Source organism: Vibrio sp. 1249-1, assembly GCF_033340495.1.
Genome location: NZ_JAWOWJ010000015.1, coordinates 1 through 17035, shown reverse-complemented (window position 1 = coordinate 17035; position 17035 = coordinate 1). Strand labels below are relative to the sequence as shown.

Here is a 17035-nt window from a genome sequence, read left to right as displayed (position 1 = left end):
AGAAATTCATGACACGAGGTCATTTGGCAGTGTTGTGTTTTTTAATAAATGCAGACGAATAGCCGAGCAACTTTACTTTATCTAATGTGGCTTGCGTCAGGGAATAGTCAGTAAATGGCCCTAACAACAAGCGATAAGACTCTTTCGCACTCTCTAGGAAAGTTTCTGTATCCAATTTTTGACCAAGCTCGGTACCTAAAGTTCGCGCGCGTTCTTCATTTTTTGATGATGCCACTTGAATAACGTACCTAGGGTGCGCTTCTAATGACTTTTTGTCCGTGGGCTGATTGATACTGATCACTTCAATTTCCACGTTCGCGGTGCCTGTTTTTATGACATCTAACTTGTGCGCGGCGGCATAGCTTAAATCAATGATACGGCCATCGTGAAAAGGACCTCGGTCATTAACTCGTACTATGGTGGTTTTGCCGTTGTCAGTATTGGTAACTTTTACGTAACTTGGTAACGGTAGCGTTTTATGCGCTGCCGTCATTGAGTACATGTCATAGATTTCGCCATTAGAAGTCAAATGACCTTGGAATTTTTTCCCATACCAAGATGCGCGGCCTTTTTCTTTAAAGCCTTTCGCATTGCGAACTATTTTGTAGTCTTTGCCACGCAAGTGGTAATCTTTGTTCCCACCTAGGCTGTACGGTTCATATTTAGGATGCGCATCCTCGATGTGTTCGACTGAAAGCGGTGTATCCGGTGCAACATCGGATTCGAGTTCGTAACGGCCTTCTTGTTCTTTTTGGCTAGTTGATGAACAGCCTGCCAAAATAAGAGCAGATAAAACCAAGGAATATAAAGCGCGTTTTTGCATGTCTAGGTCGCCTTAGAGAATGCTTTTCGGTGCGTATGAATCGACATCAGAATACCAAAACCAGCCATCAAGGTTACCATTGATGTGCCGCCATAACTGATGAGTGGCAACGGTACACCTACTACAGGTAGGATGCCACTTACCATGCCAATATTTACAAAAATATACACGAAGAAGCTGAGTACAATACTGCCTGCCATCATTCGTCCAAATGCGGTTTGCGCTTGGCTGGCGAGATATAAACCTCGTCCAATAATAAATAGATAGATGGCTAAAAGGCAAAGGAAGCCAATCATACCCCATTCTTCAGCAATTACTGCAAAGATAAAGTCAGTGTGTCGTTCTGGAAGAAATTCTAGTTGTGACTGCGTACCTTGCAACCAACCTTTGCCGGAAATACCACCGGAGCCAATCGCAATTTTACTCTGAATAATGTGGTAGCCCGCTCCTAGCGGATCAGATTCCGGGTTAAATAGAGTACGAACTCGCACTTTTTGATACTCTCGCATCAAGAAAAACCACAGAATTGGAATGAAACCACCTAATGCAATCGCAGCACCTGCAATTATTTTCCAGCTAATGCCGGCGAGGAAGATAACAAAAATACCGGAAGCCGCGATCAGGATCGAGGTACCTAAGTCAGGCTGTTTTGCAATGAGAATGGTTGGTAAGCAGACCATAATCAGTGCAACAATGAGTGTTCTTAGCGTTGGTGGGAGGGGCTGTCTACCAACATAGCGAGCCACCATTAATGGCACCGCGAGCTTCAATAGCTCTGACGGTTGAAAGCGCACAAAACCGAGGTTAAGCCAACGCTGCGCGCCTTTCGATGCTTCACCGAAAAACAGCACGCCGAAAAGCAGTATAACGCCACCAACGAACATCAAAGGTGCCAAGCTTTCGTAAGTTCGTGGAGAAAGCTGTGCAAGGACGAGCATCACAACGAGTGAAAGCACCATTCGCATGGCTTGGCGATCCATCATCAGTAAACTTTGGCCACTGGCGCTGTACATGATCACCAGGCCAAACCCCATCAGGGCCAGTATGCCAAGTAGGAGTGGTAAGTCAATATGGAAGCGTTCAAACAGGGCGCGATTTTTACCTGTAGAGGGATCCATCTTCATTACTGTTTTACCTCTTTCTTCGCATTGTTTTCAGGCTCAATTTCTTCTGGACCAAGAACGACTCGGTCAAAAATTTTCCTTACTACTGGGGCACCGTTACTAGAACCACCACCGGCATTTTCTAGTACTACAGTGACGACCACTTTAGGATCATCAAATGGTGCAAAGCCAGTAAATAACGCATGGTCACGTAAGTGCTCGGCGATCTCATCGGCGTTGTATTCTTCGTTTTCACCCAGACCGAAGACCTGTGCAGTACCTGATTTACCCGCTGTTTCATAATTCATTTTGTAGAATGAGCGGCGAGCTGTTCCGCGCGTGCCATGGTTTACCCGACGCATGCCTTCTTTCGCCATATCCCAGTACTTTTTCGGCACATTCTTGATTGGTGGGTAAGTCACGTATTCTGTCGTTTGCTGCTCTTCGAAGTCGTTACCATTTTCTATCGTCGCTTTGAGCAAGTGAGGTGCGATCACTTCTCCCTCGTTTACTAATACGGAGGTTGCTTTGGCGATTTGCATTGGTGTTGCTGTCCAATATCCTTGGCCGATACCCACAGGGATCGTATCACCTTTATACCATGGGGTTTTATGGCGAGACATTTTCCAGTCACGAGTCGGCATATTCGCCTTACTTTCTTCGTAGATATCGATGCCAGTGTAATCACCAAAGCCGAACATCATCATCCAATTCGAAATACGGTCAATACCCATGTCATAAGCGATTTGATAGTAGAAGGTATCAACAGACTCTTCGATCGACTTAATGATATCGACGCGTCCGTGCCCCCAACGCAACCAGTCACGGAATGGGCGAGTGTTGGAGTTTGGTATGCGCCAATAACCAGGATCATTTCGCGTGGTGTTAGGTGTGACGACACCTTCTTGCAGCGCGGCTACCGCCATAAATGGTTTGATGGTAGACGCAGGGGGGTAAATGCCAAGTGTAGTGCGGTTGACCAAAGGACGGTTTTTATCGTTCAAAAGGGCGCGATAGTCTTTACCTGAGATTCCGTGCACGAACGAGTTAGGATCGTAGCTAGGGCTCGAAACCATAGCCAGTACGCCGTTGTCTCTAGGATCGATCACTACAGCACTGCCTCGGCGGCCGTCCAATAATTGGTGTACGTACAACTGCAAGTTGATATCAAGGTTTAAAACGATGTCTTTTCCGGGTACAGGTGGAACGTACTTTAAGGTACGAATTACTCGGCCGCGGCTGTTTACCTCGACTTCTTGATATCCGGCTGTACCGTGTAAGAGGTCTTCGTAGTATTTTTCAATACCCAGCTTACCAATGTCGCGAGTGGCTTGATAGTTTGCGTCTTTTTCTTCTCGGATCAGGCGCTGCATGTCGCGATCATTGATTCGAGAAACATACCCAATCACGTGGGTTAAGACTTCGCTGAAAGGGTAGTAGCGCTTTAAGGTCGCACTTATTTCCACACCTGGAAAGCGGTACTGATTGACGGAGAATACTGCTACTTGTTTTTCGTTCAGTTGGGTAAGCAGTGGGACCGATTTAAATCGACGAGTCCGTTTACGCTCGTGGTGGAAACGTTCAATCTGGTCTGGTGTAATTTCCAGAATAGTTTGTAATTCTTGGATGGTTGCATCAATGTCTTTAATTTTTTCTGGGGTCAGTTCTAAGTTAAAGACGGGACGGTTCTCTGCCAGTAAAACGCCATTTCGGTCATAAATTAGACCTCGGTTAGGCGCGATAGGCACTACTTTGATGCGGTTATCGTTCGAGCGGGTTTGATAGTCTTGAAACTGGTTCACCTGAATGTTGTACATGTTGGCAACCAGAGCTCCCATCAAGACAACAATACCGATAAAAGCAACAATAGCGCGGCTGGCAAACAGACGCGCTTCGGCTTGATAATCTCGGATTTGACTGCGGCGTTTACGAATCATTAACGCTTGGCTCTAAAGTTAAACAACGATTATTCGCGATGATAAGGGTGGTTAGCGGTGATGCTCCACGCTCGGTATAAGCTTTCTGCCATTACGATACGCACTAGAGGGTGGGGTAGCGTTAAGGCAGATAATGACCAGCTTTGGTCTGCTGCAGCTTTGCATGCAGGAGCGAGTCCTTCAGGACCGCCGATTAATATTGATACATCACGGCCATCTAATTTCCAAGCTTCTAACTGCTCAGCGAGTTGAGGAGTGTCCCATTTTTTACCTGGGATATCTAACGTGACGATACGGTTGCCTTTTGGTACCGCCGCGAGCATCGCTTCTCCTTCTTTTTGCAGGATGCGAGCGATATCGGCATTCTTACCACGCTTGCCAGCAGAGATTTCAATCAACTCCAACGGCATATCATGCGGGAAACGGCGACGATATTCTTGAAAGCCTTCCTCAACCCATTTTGGCATTTTTGTGCCAACAGCAATTAGTTGAATTTTCAAAAGATTAACCCCAGAGTTTTTCTAGCTGGTAGAGTTCGCGGTGCTCTTCTTGCATCACGTGAAGCATGGCGTCGCCCATATCTAGGACTACCCATTCACCTTCGTTTTCACCTTCCATTCCTAGTGGCTCAAGACCGGCTTTTTTCACTTCTGTTGCAACATGGTCAGCGATGGATGAAACGTGGCGTTTGGATGTACCAGTACAGATGATCATGTAATCTGTCACGCTTGATTTATCTTCCACATTTAGGACGATAATGTCTTCCGCTTTCATGTCGTCGGCTTTATCAGCTAAAAAGTCTTTCAGTTCTTCGCGAAGCACTCGGTTTTCCTCGGTTTGTCTCTTATCTCTACAGTGTTTTACATTCTTGCTTGCAAAACAGGTCGCGCACTATATCACGCTTTGATTTTTAAATTGCCAGCTTAATATCAGGAGAGCAGGTTTCTAAGCTCAACTGATGAATAGTTGGCCATACAGACTCGTCATACTGAGTTTTGGCTTTTATCTCGGCTTGAGCCAACAAGGAGAGCAATGCACAAATACGACTCGCTGATAAGCGGGTCAGTGCTGCGTTATAGAGTGGACGCTTGTTTTGCCAAACTCGATATTTCTCAAATACCTGGTTCATTCCCATTTGACTTAAGTCTTGATGCATATTTAAAAGTTGGCTCAACTCTTTTTGTACACTTCGAATCAAGATCACGGTCTCAACCCCTTCCGCCTCAAGTTGGCGAAGAATACGTTGTGTACGGTTTGCTTTACCTGCCAGTAAGGCGTCGATCCAGTTAAAGGTAGTGAAGTGGTTATGGCGACTTAGGGCTTCCTCTAAACGTATGATGGTAAGCTCACCATCCGGGTAGAGCAGGGCCAATTTCTCTAAGCTTTGTGTCAATGCAAATAGGTTACCTTCATGCCATTGAGCCAACATTTGCAGTGATTGCTGATCGGGTTTTAGTCCCAACGTGCGGCAACGTGTCTGAATGAACATCGGTAGGCGTTGAAGGTCTGGCGACAAACAGCTTACCCAGTCGCCTTTTGAGCTTAATGCTTTGAACCATTTCGCATTTTCTTGGGCTTTGGTCAGTTTGCTACCAACAATGACGAGCATGATGTCATCATGAAGCATATCACACAGTGTTTGCAGCTCTTTGCTGACGGCGGTTGTCACGCCACTCTCTGGAATTTCAAGCTCGATCAATTGACGGTTTGAGAACAGGCTCATCGCTTGGAAGCAATCGTAAACTTGATTCCAGTCTATGCTAGCATCCACCGCAAAACGGTGTTTTTCCTCAAAACCTTGCTGAAACGCTGCCTTTTGGATTGCTTGGCGGCTTTCTTGAATCAGTAACGGCTCATTACCAAAGATTAAGTAAACCTGTTTAACTTGTTTAGTTAAATGATCCGTTAGCTTATCGGCATAAATTCGCATAGTGACTAAGAGTTTTTGTTCGCTGGCTCAGAGATTTGTCCTGCTTCATATTCGGCACGAATACGGCCCAACTGGCGCATCATCTGTTTTGCAGCTTGCAAGCGCATCTCGTCTTCAATTACGTCACGCTCAACAGATTTTGCAAGTGCGGTCAACGGGTTGTCTAGGTAGTTGCGGTTTACTGTTGTCGTAAAGTTTTTAGAACCATAGCCAGGAATTGTCACACGGTATTTTACTACGTATGTCAGCTCTTTTTCTGCTGCACGGCTATTTTGATAAAGCGATAGTGTACGCTCATCGATTGTCGCTTCCGTCAAATGAAGGTTGGGTACCGTCGATGAGGGTTGAACAAGTTCAACTTTGTTCAGTTCGAGTTGAGAGCGAACATAGCGAGTTAATTCACTGTATTCATCGTAGCTGGAGAAAGACATAGTGTGCAGCTCTTCCGGTACGGAATACTCGCCGCGAAGGTGAAAACCACAGGCAGAAAGAAGCCCCGCTAATACCAATACCACTGGTAGTTTAATCAAAGAGAAAAAGCGCATTGATTGTATTCATCCTAAATTGAAGGGGTTATTTACCTTAAACCACTCATGTGAATGGTTTGAGGTAAATAAACAGGGTAGCGAACTACCCTGTTTAATGACTCTTGGTTAACAAATAAGTTCGCTAAACAGAGACAAATTGCAAGCTGTGATTAGTTTGCAACGATGTTCAGCAGTTTACCTGGAACGTAAATAACTTTACGAATAGTCAGGCCATCAGTGAACTTAACCACGTTTTCGTCGTTTAGACCAAGCTGTTCGATATCGTCTTTAGAGATATCCGCTGGGACTGTTAGCTTCGCACGTAGCTTACCGTTAACTTGAACAACGATAGTTTTTTCGTCTTCAACTAGCGCTTTTTCGTCAAACGTCGGCCATGCCGCGTTATCAATGTCTGTTTCACCTAGTGCTGCCCATAGCTCGTATGAGATATGCGGAGTGATAGGGTAAAGCATGACAACAATAGCTTTCAGTGCTTCGTCAAGGATTGCACGATCTTGCGCAGATTCTTGAGGCGCTTTCGCTAGTTTGTTCATCAGCTCCATGATCGCTGCGATCGCGGTGTTGAATGTTTGACGACGAGCGATATCGTCCGTCACTTTCGCGATAGTTTTGTGAACGTCGCGGCGAAGTGCTTTTTGATCACCAGAAAGCGCTGAGGTATCTACTGCTTCTGCTGCGCCTTTCGCTGTGTGCTCTTTAACTAGTTTCCAAACACGTTTTAGGAAGCGGTTCGCACCTTCTACGCCAGACTCTTGCCATTCAAGTGTCATGTCCGCTGGAGACGCGAACATCATGAATAGACGTACTGTGTCAGCGCCGTACTTGTCTACCATTTCTTGAGGGTCGATACCGTTGTTCTTAGACTTAGACATCTTGATCATGCCTGAGTGCGTTACATCACGACCTTCAGTGTCTTTAGCAGAAGTAATGCGGCCTTTACCATCACGTTCAACGGCTACGTCTGTTGGAGCTACCCACTCTTTGCCGCCTTTCTCGTTCTCGAAGTAGAACGCATCAGCCAGTACCATGCCTTGACACAGTAGTTGCTTGAACGGTTCGTCAGAAGTTACGTAACCCGCATCGCGCAGTAGTTTGTGGAAAAAGCGTGAGTACAGTAGGTGCATACAAGCGTGCTCGATACCACCGATGTACTGATCTACTGGTAGCCAGTAGTTTGCTTTTTCTGGGTCTAGGATGTCGTCCGCTTGTGGTGAACAGTAACGCGCGTAGTACCAAGAAGATTCCATGAACGTATCGAACGTATCTGTCTCACGTAGAGCAGGTTCGCCGTTAAAGGTTGTCTTCGCCCACTCTTTGTCTGCTTTGATTGGGCTGGTTACGCCGTCCATTACCACGTCTTCTGGAAGAATCACTGGTAGTTGGTCAGCAGGTACTGGGTGAACTTCACCGTCTTCAGTCGTTACCATTGGGATTGGTGCGCCCCAGTAACGTTGACGAGATACACCCCAGTCGCGTAGACGGAAGTTTACAGTCTTAGTGCCTTTGCCTTCTGCTTCTAGCTTCGCTGCAATTGCATCGAACGCCGCTTGGAATTCTAGGCCGTCGAATTCACCAGAATCGAACAGTACGCCTTTCTCTGTGTATGCCGCTTCAGAAATGTCTAGCTCGCTGCCATCAGCAGGCTTGATAACAGGCACGATGTCTAGACCGTACTTCGTTGCGAACTCGTAGTCACGTTGGTCGTGTGCAGGTACTGCCATTACCGCGCCTGTACCGTAGTCCATCAGTACGAAGTTTGCTACGTAAACAGGAACTTCACGGCCGTTCAATGGATGAATAGCAGTAAGGCCAGTAGCCATACCTTTCTTCTCCATTGTCGCTAGCTCAGCTTCTGCAACCTTGTTGTTCTTACATTCGTCGATAAACGCTGCAAGCTCTGGGTTGTTCTCTGCAGCAAGAGCTGCAAGAGGGTGGCCGGCTGCGATGCCCACGTAAGTCACACCCATTAGCGTATCTGGACGTGTTGTGTAAACTTCTAGGTCTTGTTGACCCTTAACTTCAAACTTCAGCTCAACGCCTTCAGAGCGGCCAATCCAGTTGCGCTGCATGGTTTTTACCATTTCAGGCCAACCTTCAAGCTTATCTAGGTCGTCTAGTAGCTCTTGAGCGTATTCAGTGATTTTGATGAACCATTGAGGGATTTCTTTTTGCTCTACAGGCGTATCACAACGCCAGCAACAACCGTCTTCAACCTGCTCGTTTGCAAGAACAGTTTGGTCGTTAGGACACCAGTTAACAGAAGAAGTCTTTTTGTAAACTAAACCTTTCTCGTAAAGTTTAGTGAAGAACTCTTGTTCCCAGCGGTAGTACTCCGGTGTACATGTTGCGAATTCACGGTTCCAATCGTAACCAAAGCCTAGAAGCTTAAGTTGGTTCTTCATGTATTCGATGTTTTCGTAAGTCCAAGGTGCTGGCGCAGTTTTGTTTTTTACTGCTGCGTTTTCTGCAGGTAGACCGAATGCGTCCCAACCGATTGGTTGCATCACGTTTTTGCCTTGTAGGCGTTGGAAACGAGATACTACATCACCGATAGTGTAGTTGCGCACGTGACCCATGTGCAGTCGACCACTTGGGTATGGGAACATGGACAGACAGTAGAATTTTTCTTTATTTGGGTCTTCACTTACAACAAAGGTTTTGTTGTCATCCCAGTGCTTTTGAACTTTTTGTTCAATATCTTGTGGGTTGTATTGTTCTTGCATCGATGGTATCCGTTATCTTGGAATTTGTGAGTTCGGTTAGAACAGACTTAAATAGATCGTCATAGAATACCTAAAGCTAGGGATCACAACAATAGCCAATCTGTACCCATGCGCCCTTAAGTGACGCAGGTAGGAGAAAGATGGAGGTCAGTTATGCCTAAACGTAAAACAGGTTATGAGGAAATGCTCGAGGATGTGATTGAAACCTTGAAGCACAGTCCGGAAGAAGTTAACAAAGCGATTGAGACGTCGGGCAAAGTGGTGGATGCTGCTAATGACTTGACCAAAGATGAATTGGCTTTAATCAAAGCGTACCTTAAAGCAGACTTAAAAGAGTTTTCAGAGAGTTACGAGGATAGCAAAAGCGGCCCGTTTTACTTAACGATTGCGGACTCGATATGGCAAGGGCTGTTAGAGATTACTGACCGAACTAAAGTTGAGTGGGTTGAGTTGTTCGATGACTTAGAGCATCAAGGGCTATATGAAGCAGGAGAGGTGATAGGCTTAGGCACTTTAGTCTGTGATGAGTGTGGTCACAAGACAACGTATAACCACCCAACTGTAATCATTCCGTGTATTAAATGTGGTCACAAAGGCTTTACTCGTCAGTCATTAAAGCCATAAATGGCGCGTAACGACAGTATAATGCTATGAATAAAAAAGAGGCTTAGTCGCCTCTTTTTTGTCTTTTCTACTTTCAAGCTGTTATCAGCTCTGTTTTCTTCTTAAGCCGAGCGCCAGCGCTAAACTTAACCCAACCCAAATATACAATGGCCAAGTACCAAGGACTCGATATGGCGTTTGTCCATTGGTTGGGGTGAGCTCTGCGCGCAGTACTGCAGTTTCAAACTGCGGTACTTGCTCAACGATTTTACCTTTGTGATCGGTTACCGCTGTTAATCCGTTGTTAGTCGAGCGGATGAGCGGTTTACCTAACTCTAAGGCACGCATACGGGCGATCTCCATATGCTGAAGAGGACCGATAGAGTGACCAAACCATGCATCATTTGAAAGCGTTAGAATGAAGTCTGTTTCGTCAGTCACATTTTGACGCACTTGCTCATTAAAGATGATCTCATAGCAAAGCGCTGGTGCCATGTGCATGCCATTCGCAACGATGTTTGGCTGCACAAAAGCCCCACGGCTAAACGACGACATCGGTAGGTTAAAGAATGGCGCTAATGGGCGCAAAATATCTTCAAATGGTACAAACTCACCAAATGGTAGTAGGTGATGCTTATGGTAACGTTCGCTTAAATCGAAGCTGTAGTCACCGTATGGTGTGATGCCTAGGGACAGAATACTGTTGTAGAACTGTCGATCTTCAGCTTGGTTGACGACACCGGTGATGATTGCGCTGTTATTCATTTTTGCAGCGCTGTCGATATTGCTCAAAAATGAAGGCACTTCAATTTCAAAAGCGGGAATTGCTGCTTCTGGCCAAACGATAATGTCAGCGTCCCAGTTTTCACGAGTTAAGTCAGCGTACTTCATGATGGTTGGCCAACGTTGACTTGGTAGCCACTTTAGGTTTTGGTCTACGTTACCTTGAATTAGTGCGAGCTTAGTCGTGTCTTCTGGTCGGGGTGTTACCCAATCGTAGTTGCGAATCCCAAAGCCAGTACTGAGTAGCACCGCAGGGATAATCACCATCAGCCACTGCTTATGAATCCAGGCATAGGCTAACGCCCCTGCGCTGATAAGGATAAATAGAGTAAGCAGTTCTACGCCGCCAATTGGTGCAAAGCTTGCGAGTGGAGCATCTATCTGGCTATAGCCTAGCCATAACCAAGGGAAGCCAGTCATCACCCAACCACGCAACCAATCACTGATCAGCCATAAAGCAGGTGCAGCGAGAAGTGCTTTTGTGAGCGTAAATTGAGGAAACAGCTTGTTGTTGAGCCAAGCAAATAAGCCTGAATAAACAGCCAAGTAGGCAACAAGCAAGCCCATTAAAAATAAATTGGCAATGAGCGGCATACCGCCAAAACCGGAGATACTGACGTAAACCCAGCTAACGCCAGTTGCAAATTGACCTAACCCCCAAGCATAACCAATCCATAGTGCGCGTTTCGGAGTTTGGTTAGCAAGAAGAATCAGTAGAATTGCTGGGCTAAGAATGGCAATAGGCCACAGCTGGTAAGGAGCGAAAGCGAGTGTAGTAGAGGCGCCAACAAAAGCGGCTACTGAGGGCCGCTTAAGGCGATGAAAGAGTTCATTCATCATTGTAATTTTCTGAGATTCCCAATGGGTATCGCGTTACTCTTGAGTGGCTTCAACCAGGGTTTCTTCGTCTGGGATCGTCACTTGGAGTTGAATGACACGACGGTTATCGGCAGCGGTGACTTTGAAGTTGTAGCCTTCAATTTCAACCAGTTCACCACGAGAAGGTAAGTGACCAAAGGCAGTCATGACCATACCACCAACGGTATCAACTTCCTCATCGCTGAAGTTGGTTCCGAATGTCTCATTAAACTCTTCGATGGTTGTCAGCGCTCTGACAGCAAACGTATGCTTGCTTAGTTTACGAATGTCCGTCTCTTCACTTTCATCGAATTCATCTTCAATATCCCCGACGATTTCCTCAAGGATATCTTCAATGGTCACAAGACCAGAAACACCACCGAATTCATCGACAACAATGGCCATATGATAACGTTCTTCACGGAATTCTTTCAGCAGTCGATCAACGCGTTTACTTTCCGGTACTACAACCGCTGGTCGAATGACTTCTTCGATATCAAATGGATTGCTGCCTGAGCCTAAGTATTTAAGTAAGTCCTTCGCTAGAAGTATGCCTTCCACATGGTCTTTATCTTCGCTGATCACAGGGTAGCGAGAGTGTTGAGCATCGGTAATCAAAGCAACCAAGGTATCAAGGTCGTGAGTACGCTCAACGGTAACCATTTGCGAACGCGGGATCATAATGTCACGCACACGCATTTCGGAGATTTCCATAACACCTTCGAGCATATCGCGAGTGTCATGGTCAATCAGGTCGTTAACTTCAGAGTCGCGGATAACATCCACAAGCTCTTGGCGATCTTTTGGTTCGCCCTGAAATAGTTGACCTAGACGTTCAAAGAAGGACTTTCTACTCGGACCTTCTGCCTTTTCTTTCTTATCTTCGTTAGAAGAGGGAGAATTATCTTCGTTCATTGTTTCTCAATTAAGTAACGCTATCAGAAGTGTGATAGCACACATAGAGAGGCGAACACGAGAGTCATTTAGGTGGTTCGCCTTTCCCTGTCGAGTGGCCAATAGCTACTCTTTTTCAGCAATGTAAGGATCTTCATAACCCATACCTTGCATGATTTCGGTTTCGAGGGACTCCATCTCTTCGGCTTCGTCATCCTCTATATGATCATAACCTAGCAGATGCAAGCTGCCATGTACAACCATATGCGCCCAATGTGCTAGCAGAGGCTTGCTCTGTTCAACCGCCTCTTTTTCAACAACTTGGCGGCAAATAATCAAATCACCAAGTAAATCTATTTCCATACCAGGAGGTGCTTCAAATGGAAACGACAACACATTAGTTGGTTTATCTTTGCCGCGATACTCATGGTTGAGCGTATGACTTTCTTGTTCATCAACAATACGAATGGTGACTTCGGCTTGTGGCTGGAAGAGAGGGATTGTCTTATCTAGCCACAATTGGAAATCTTGCTGCGAAGGCAGACCTTCTTCATTTTCGACTGCCAGTTGCAGATCAAGTTCAATCGCCATGGTTATTCCTTAGTTGAAGCAACTTGTGCATTCAGTTCGGCTTTTGCTGCTTCTAGTAACTTCGCGTCGCGTTCTTCACGACGGCGTTTCTCGAACTCTTTACGCTCTTTCTGGTCTTGTGCTTCCCACTTCTCGTACGCGTTAACGATACGAGCAACCACAGGGTGACGTACAACGTCGTCGGCTAAGAAGAAGTTAAAGCTGATGTCGTCAACTTCGCTTAGTACTTCAATAGCATGACGAAGACCCGATTTCGCACCACGAGGTAAGTCAATCTGCGTGACATCACCAGTGATAACCGCGCGAGAGTTAAAACCAATACGCGTTAGGAACATCTTCATCTGCTCAACAGTGGTGTTCTGACTCTCATCAAGAATGATGAAGGCGTCGTTTAGAGTACGACCACGCATGTAAGCAAGAGGGGCAACCTCAATCACGTTACGTTCAATCAGCTTCTCTACGCGCTCAAAGCCCAGCATTTCAAATAGGGCGTCGTATAGCGGACGTAGGTATGGGTCGACTTTCTGGCTTAAATCACCAGGTAGGAAGCCCAATTTCTCACCAGCTTCAACCGCTGGACGAGTAAGTAGAATACGGCGGATCTCTTGGCGCTCTAGTGCGTCAACAGCTGCTGCTACAGCAAGGTAGGTTTTACCTGTACCTGCCGGGCCAATACCAAAAGAAATATCATGCGTGACCATGTTAACCAAGTACTGCGCTTGGTTTGGCGTACGTGGTTTGATCACACCTTTCTTGGTTTTGACGAAGACTTCTTTACCATGCTCGATATTAGACTCAGTATTCTGCTCAAGAACACCAGACTCTTTGATCGCTAGATGGATTTGCTCAGGCTCAATATCTGGGATCTCACCTCGTACAGGTGCGGTATCAACATATAGAGTTTTCAGGATATCCAGCGCAGCTGATGCGGTATGAGGTTTACCGACAATCGTAAAGTGGTCACTACGGTGGTTAATTTCAACGCCTAGACGACGTTCTAAATGCTTGATGTTGTCATCGAATGGACCGCACAGGCTAGCTAGTCGGCGGTTGTCTGAAGGTTCTAGGTTAATTTCTAGAGTTACGATTTTATTGCTCAATGTTGCCTCTCATTTTTTGCCACTTAGTGAGAGCCTGATAACGACCAGGCTCTCTATGGCTATTTATACGAGCTTACGGCGTAAAAGTAGCTACACCCAGCTCATCTTCGCGACGTGTTTTCGCCATCATCTGCGTTGGGGAAATCACACTACGAAGATCCATGTCTTTTTCAGTACGTACTAGCTCACCACGCAGTGAGTTTGCAAATACGTCTACGATCTTCACATCAACGAACTGACCAATTAGGTCTGCACTACCTTCAAAGTTTACTACACGGTTGTTTTCTGTACGAGCGCGTAGTTCCATTAGGTTTTTCTTCGAAGGGCCTTCAACTAGAACACGTTGTTCTGTGCCAAGCATTAAGCGAGAGTAACGCATCGCTTGAGCATTGATAGTTTGCTGTAGTTCGTAAAGGCGCTCTTTCTTCACTTGTTCTGACACATCACAAGGGTAATCCGCTGCTGGCGTACCTGGACGTGGAGAGAAAATAAAGCTGAAGCTCATGTCAAAGTCTACATCTTTGATTAGCTTCATGGTGTCTTGGAAGTCTTTGTCTGTCTCACCAGGGAAACCAACAATAAAGTCTGAACTGATTTGAATATCAGGACGAGCTTTACGCAGTTTACGGATGATCGATTTGTATTCGATAGCGGTGTGAGGGCGTTTCATCATCGTTAGGATACGGTCACTACCACTTTGCACAGGTAAGTGCAGGAAGCTCACAAGTTCTGGCGTATCTTCGTATACTGCGATGATGTCGTCTGTGAATTCTAACGGGTGGCTCGTCGTGAAACGAATACGGTCGATACCATCGATAGACGCAACCAAACGAAGCAGTTCTGCAAATGAACAGATCTCACCATCGTGCATAGGACCACGGTACGCGTTTACGTTTTGCCCCAGAAGGTTTACTTCACGTACGCCTTGTTCAGCAAGTTGGGCGATTTCGAACAGTACGTCATCCATTGGACGGCTTACTTCTTCACCACGAGTGTACGGTACGACACAGTAAGTACAGTACTTAGAGCAGCCTTCCATAATAGAAACGAATGCTGTCGCACCTTCTGCGCGAGGTTCAGGTAGGCGGTCGAATTTTTCGATCTCTGGGAACGAAATGTCCATAACTGGTGCATCATCGGACTGAGATTGTTTGATCATCTCAGGTAGGCGGTGCAAAGTTTGTGGGCCAAAAATAACGTCAACGTATGGTGCACGTTCACGAATATGGTCACCTTCTTGCGTTGCTACACAACCACCTACACCGATAACTACGCCAGGTTTTTTATCTTTTAGTGTTTTCCAGCGGCCTAGCTGGTGGAAAACTTTCTCTTGCGCTTTTTCACGGATCGAACAGGTGTTAAGTAGAAGTACGTCTGCTTCCTCTGGCTCTTCCGTCAGCTCGTAGCCGTTTGCAGCATTAAGCAGGTCGGCCATTTTTGATGAATCGTATTCGTTCATCTGGCAGCCCCAGGTTTTAATTAGCAGTTTCTTACTCATCTCACTTTCGCTCGTTCAGTTGTACTTAAATCGGAGAGCTATTGCTCAAATTATAGCCGCCATCACGGCGGTAAGCGGCGTATTGTACTGCTTTAAAAAGCACCTGACTAGTGATCTAGCTAATTCTCTGCAAAGCCTGATGAAATCTAGTTTTTCGCCCTATGCAGAACAAGGTTTTTTGTTAAACAATTTTGTAAAAATAGCCATGGAAAGTACAATAAAAAACGCCAATTAATCAGCACGATGAAGAGTGAAAAATGAACAAGTATGACATCGCCGTGATCGGTGGCGGTATGGTCGGGGCAGCCGTCGCTGTTGGATTTGCCAAGCAGGGCAGAAGCGTTGTCTTGGTTGAAGGTACAAAACCTAAAGTTTTTGATGCCGCTCAGGCGATGGATATTCGTGTATCTGCAATCTCGCACCAGTCGGTGGAGTTACTTGATTCACTCGGAGCATGGTCAGAGATCAAGAGCATGCGAGTTTGTCCTTATCGGCGGTTAGAAACTTGGGAGCACCCAGAGTGCCGTACTCGTTTTCACTCTGATGAATTGTCATTGGATCAGCTAGGTTACATTGTTGAAAATCGCCTAATCCAATTAGGTCTTTGGCAAGTCTTCTCTCAGTATGAAAATCTAACCGTGATGTGTCCTGAGCGATTAAAAGCCATTGAGTTTGCAGATGTAAATCTTGTGACACTAGAAAGTGGGGAGCAGTTTGAAGCTAACTGGGTGATTGGTGCTGATGGTGCAAACTCTAAAGTTCGTCAATTGGCTGGAATTGGTGTAACTGCGTGGGATTACCGACAACACTGCATGTTGATTAACGTGAAAACAGAATTGCCTCAGCAAGATATTACTTGGCAACAATTTACACCTTCAGGCCCACGTTCATTTTTACCTCTGTGCTCTTTGAGTAACGACGATGGTCAAGTAGAAGGCCAAGGTTCTTTGGTTTGGTATGACTCGCCTAAACGTATTAAACAACTGTGTGCGATGAGTAAACCTCAACTAAGAGAAGAAATTTTACGTCATTTCCCTGCTGAATTAGGCGATATTGAAGTTTTACAGTTTGGCTCATTCCCACTCACTCGTCGTCATGCGCAAAGCTACTCAAGCAAAAATTGCGTATTAGTGGGTGACTCTGCCCATACGATCAACCCGCTTGCAGGGCAAGGGGTAAACTTAGGCTTCAAAGATGTAGACGTTCTCCTTTCGGTAACAGAACAACAAGAAAAGCTGGAAGATACCTTACTCGCGAAATACGAACGCGCACGTCGACCTGACAACTTACTCATGCAGACGGGCATGGACTTTTTCTATAAAGGTTTTAGCAACGATCTAGGGCCATTGAAGTTCGTACGTAATGCTGCATTGAAGCTTGCTGAAAACTCAGGGCCAATTAAGGCTCAAGTACTGAAATACGCGTTAGGTATGTAGTAAGCTACTCAAATCACAGATAGAAAAAAAGCGAGCCATGAGCTCGCTTTTTTAATTCGGCAAATCTAATGATTTCCCGAGTCCAGAACCAAAAAAAGAAAAAACCCAGCAAAGTCATGCTGGGTTTTCCGATAATGGTGCGGAAGGAGAGACTTGAACTCTCACACCTTGCGGCGCCAGAACCTAAATCTGGTGCGTCTACCAATTC

The 17035-nt window shown here is 45.8% G+C and carries 16 protein-coding genes; 2 read left to right on the top strand and 14 right to left on the bottom strand.

What is annotated here, in order from left to right:
- Positions 1–19: 19 nt before the first annotated feature.
- From R7Z50_RS20165 to leuS, 8 genes are all read right to left on the bottom strand, one after another.
- The gene (locus tag R7Z50_RS20165) at positions 20–823 is read right to left on the bottom strand and encodes a septal ring lytic transglycosylase RlpA family protein (protein ID WP_206949553.1); all 804 of its coding nucleotides are present in this window, start codon (positions 821–823) and stop codon (positions 20–22) included.
- A 2-nt stretch (positions 824–825) separates the two neighbouring features.
- Entirely contained in the window at positions 826–1947 is a 1122-nt protein-coding gene (gene rodA, locus R7Z50_RS20160; protein WP_005384128.1) for a rod shape-determining protein RodA, read from the bottom strand.
- On the bottom strand, positions 1947–3863 hold the full coding sequence (mrdA, locus tag R7Z50_RS20155) for a penicillin-binding protein 2 (RefSeq protein WP_005384126.1): 1917 nt from the start codon (positions 3861–3863) through the stop codon (positions 1947–1949). Before mrdA ends, rodA begins: the two co-directional genes overlap by 1 nt.
- A gap of 29 nt (positions 3864–3892) precedes the next feature.
- On the bottom strand, positions 3893–4363 hold the full coding sequence (gene rlmH / locus R7Z50_RS20150; RefSeq protein ID WP_017821762.1) for a 23S rRNA (pseudouridine(1915)-N(3))-methyltransferase RlmH: 471 nt from the start codon (positions 4361–4363) through the stop codon (positions 3893–3895).
- A 4-nt stretch (positions 4364–4367) separates the two neighbouring features.
- Positions 4368–4685 (bottom strand): ribosome silencing factor, encoded by a 318-nt coding sequence (gene rsfS, locus R7Z50_RS20145; protein WP_005373015.1) that lies wholly within the window; start codon positions 4683–4685, stop codon positions 4368–4370.
- An 88-nt stretch (positions 4686–4773) separates the two neighbouring features.
- The gene (gene holA / locus R7Z50_RS20140; RefSeq protein ID WP_318149234.1) at positions 4774–5793 is read right to left on the bottom strand and encodes a DNA polymerase III subunit delta; all 1020 of its coding nucleotides are present in this window, start codon (positions 5791–5793) and stop codon (positions 4774–4776) included.
- A gap of 5 nt (positions 5794–5798) precedes the next feature.
- Complete coding sequence (lptE, locus tag R7Z50_RS20135) at positions 5799–6338, bottom strand: LPS assembly lipoprotein LptE (RefSeq protein ID WP_005384122.1); 540 nt, start codon at positions 6336–6338, stop codon at positions 5799–5801.
- 152 nt (positions 6339–6490) lie between these two features.
- The gene (gene leuS / locus R7Z50_RS20130) at positions 6491–9064 is read right to left on the bottom strand and encodes a leucine--tRNA ligase (protein WP_005384121.1); all 2574 of its coding nucleotides are present in this window, start codon (positions 9062–9064) and stop codon (positions 6491–6493) included.
- A gap of 153 nt (positions 9065–9217) precedes the next feature.
- Between leuS and R7Z50_RS20125 the strand changes: the two genes are divergently transcribed.
- A complete protein-coding gene (locus R7Z50_RS20125; RefSeq protein ID WP_005373024.1) occupies positions 9218–9688 on the top strand; it encodes a zinc ribbon-containing protein in 471 nt (156 codons plus the stop codon).
- A gap of 84 nt (positions 9689–9772) precedes the next feature.
- Here R7Z50_RS20125 and lnt read toward each other — a convergent pair whose 3' ends face one another.
- The 5 genes from lnt to miaB all read right to left on the bottom strand — a co-directional run bounded on the left by lnt (position 9773) and on the right by miaB (position 15391).
- Positions 9773–11290: an apolipoprotein N-acyltransferase gene (gene lnt / locus R7Z50_RS20120; protein WP_064376806.1), complete on the bottom strand. Its 1518-nt coding sequence runs from the start codon at positions 11288–11290 to the stop codon at positions 9773–9775.
- A gap of 33 nt (positions 11291–11323) precedes the next feature.
- On the bottom strand, positions 11324–12223 hold the full coding sequence (corC, locus tag R7Z50_RS20115; RefSeq protein ID WP_005384118.1) for a CNNM family magnesium/cobalt transport protein CorC: 900 nt from the start codon (positions 12221–12223) through the stop codon (positions 11324–11326).
- Between the two features lie 105 nt (positions 12224–12328).
- On the bottom strand, positions 12329–12793 hold the full coding sequence (gene ybeY / locus R7Z50_RS20110) for an rRNA maturation RNase YbeY (protein ID WP_005373030.1): 465 nt from the start codon (positions 12791–12793) through the stop codon (positions 12329–12331).
- 2 nt (positions 12794–12795) lie between these two features.
- On the bottom strand, positions 12796–13893 hold the full coding sequence (locus R7Z50_RS20105) for a PhoH family protein (protein WP_005373033.1): 1098 nt from the start codon (positions 13891–13893) through the stop codon (positions 12796–12798).
- A 73-nt stretch (positions 13894–13966) separates the two neighbouring features.
- Positions 13967–15391: a tRNA (N6-isopentenyl adenosine(37)-C2)-methylthiotransferase MiaB gene (gene miaB / locus R7Z50_RS20100; protein ID WP_005373038.1), complete on the bottom strand. Its 1425-nt coding sequence runs from the start codon at positions 15389–15391 to the stop codon at positions 13967–13969.
- 257 nt (positions 15392–15648) lie between these two features.
- Between miaB and R7Z50_RS20095 the strand changes: the two genes are divergently transcribed.
- Entirely contained in the window at positions 15649–16827 is a 1179-nt protein-coding gene (locus R7Z50_RS20095; protein WP_318149233.1) for a 2-octaprenyl-3-methyl-6-methoxy-1,4-benzoquinol hydroxylase, read from the top strand.
- A gap of 13 nt (positions 16828–16840) precedes the next feature.
- Here the strand turns inward: R7Z50_RS20095 and R7Z50_RS20090 are convergent.
- Positions 16841–17035 (bottom strand): hypothetical protein (locus tag R7Z50_RS20090; protein WP_206949545.1); only part of this gene is annotated, 195 nt, incomplete at its 5' end.

Excerpts from the sequence above, each read along its gene's own strand:
- rodA (WP_005384128.1), bottom strand. The coding sequence starts at position 1,947 with ATGAAGATGGATCCCTCTACAGGTAAAAATCGCGCCCTGTTTGAACGC.
- R7Z50_RS20095 (WP_318149233.1), top strand. The coding sequence starts at position 15,649 with ATGAACAAGTATGACATCGCCGTGATCGGTGGCGGTATGGTCGGGGCA.
- leuS (WP_005384121.1), bottom strand. The coding sequence starts at position 9,064 with ATGCAAGAACAATACAACCCACAAGATATTGAACAAAAAGTTCAAAAG.
- ybeY (WP_005373030.1), bottom strand. The coding sequence starts at position 12,793 with ATGGCGATTGAACTTGATCTGCAACTGGCAGTCGAAAATGAAGAAGGT.
- R7Z50_RS20125 (WP_005373024.1), top strand. The coding sequence starts at position 9,218 with ATGCCTAAACGTAAAACAGGTTATGAGGAAATGCTCGAGGATGTGATT.
- mrdA (WP_005384126.1), bottom strand. The coding sequence starts at position 3,863 with ATGATTCGTAAACGCCGCAGTCAAATCCGAGATTATCAAGCCGAAGCG.
- R7Z50_RS20165 (WP_206949553.1), bottom strand. The coding sequence starts at position 823 with ATGCAAAAACGCGCTTTATATTCCTTGGTTTTATCTGCTCTTATTTTG.
- corC (WP_005384118.1), bottom strand. The coding sequence starts at position 12,223 with ATGAACGAAGATAATTCTCCCTCTTCTAACGAAGATAAGAAAGAAAAG.
- holA (WP_318149234.1), bottom strand. The coding sequence starts at position 5,793 with ATGCGAATTTATGCCGATAAGCTAACGGATCATTTAACTAAACAAGTT.
- miaB (WP_005373038.1), bottom strand. The coding sequence starts at position 15,391 with ATGAGTAAGAAACTGCTAATTAAAACCTGGGGCTGCCAGATGAACGAA.
- lptE (WP_005384122.1), bottom strand. The coding sequence starts at position 6,338 with ATGCGCTTTTTCTCTTTGATTAAACTACCAGTGGTATTGGTATTAGCG.
- lnt (WP_064376806.1), bottom strand. The coding sequence starts at position 11,290 with ATGATGAATGAACTCTTTCATCGCCTTAAGCGGCCCTCAGTAGCCGCT.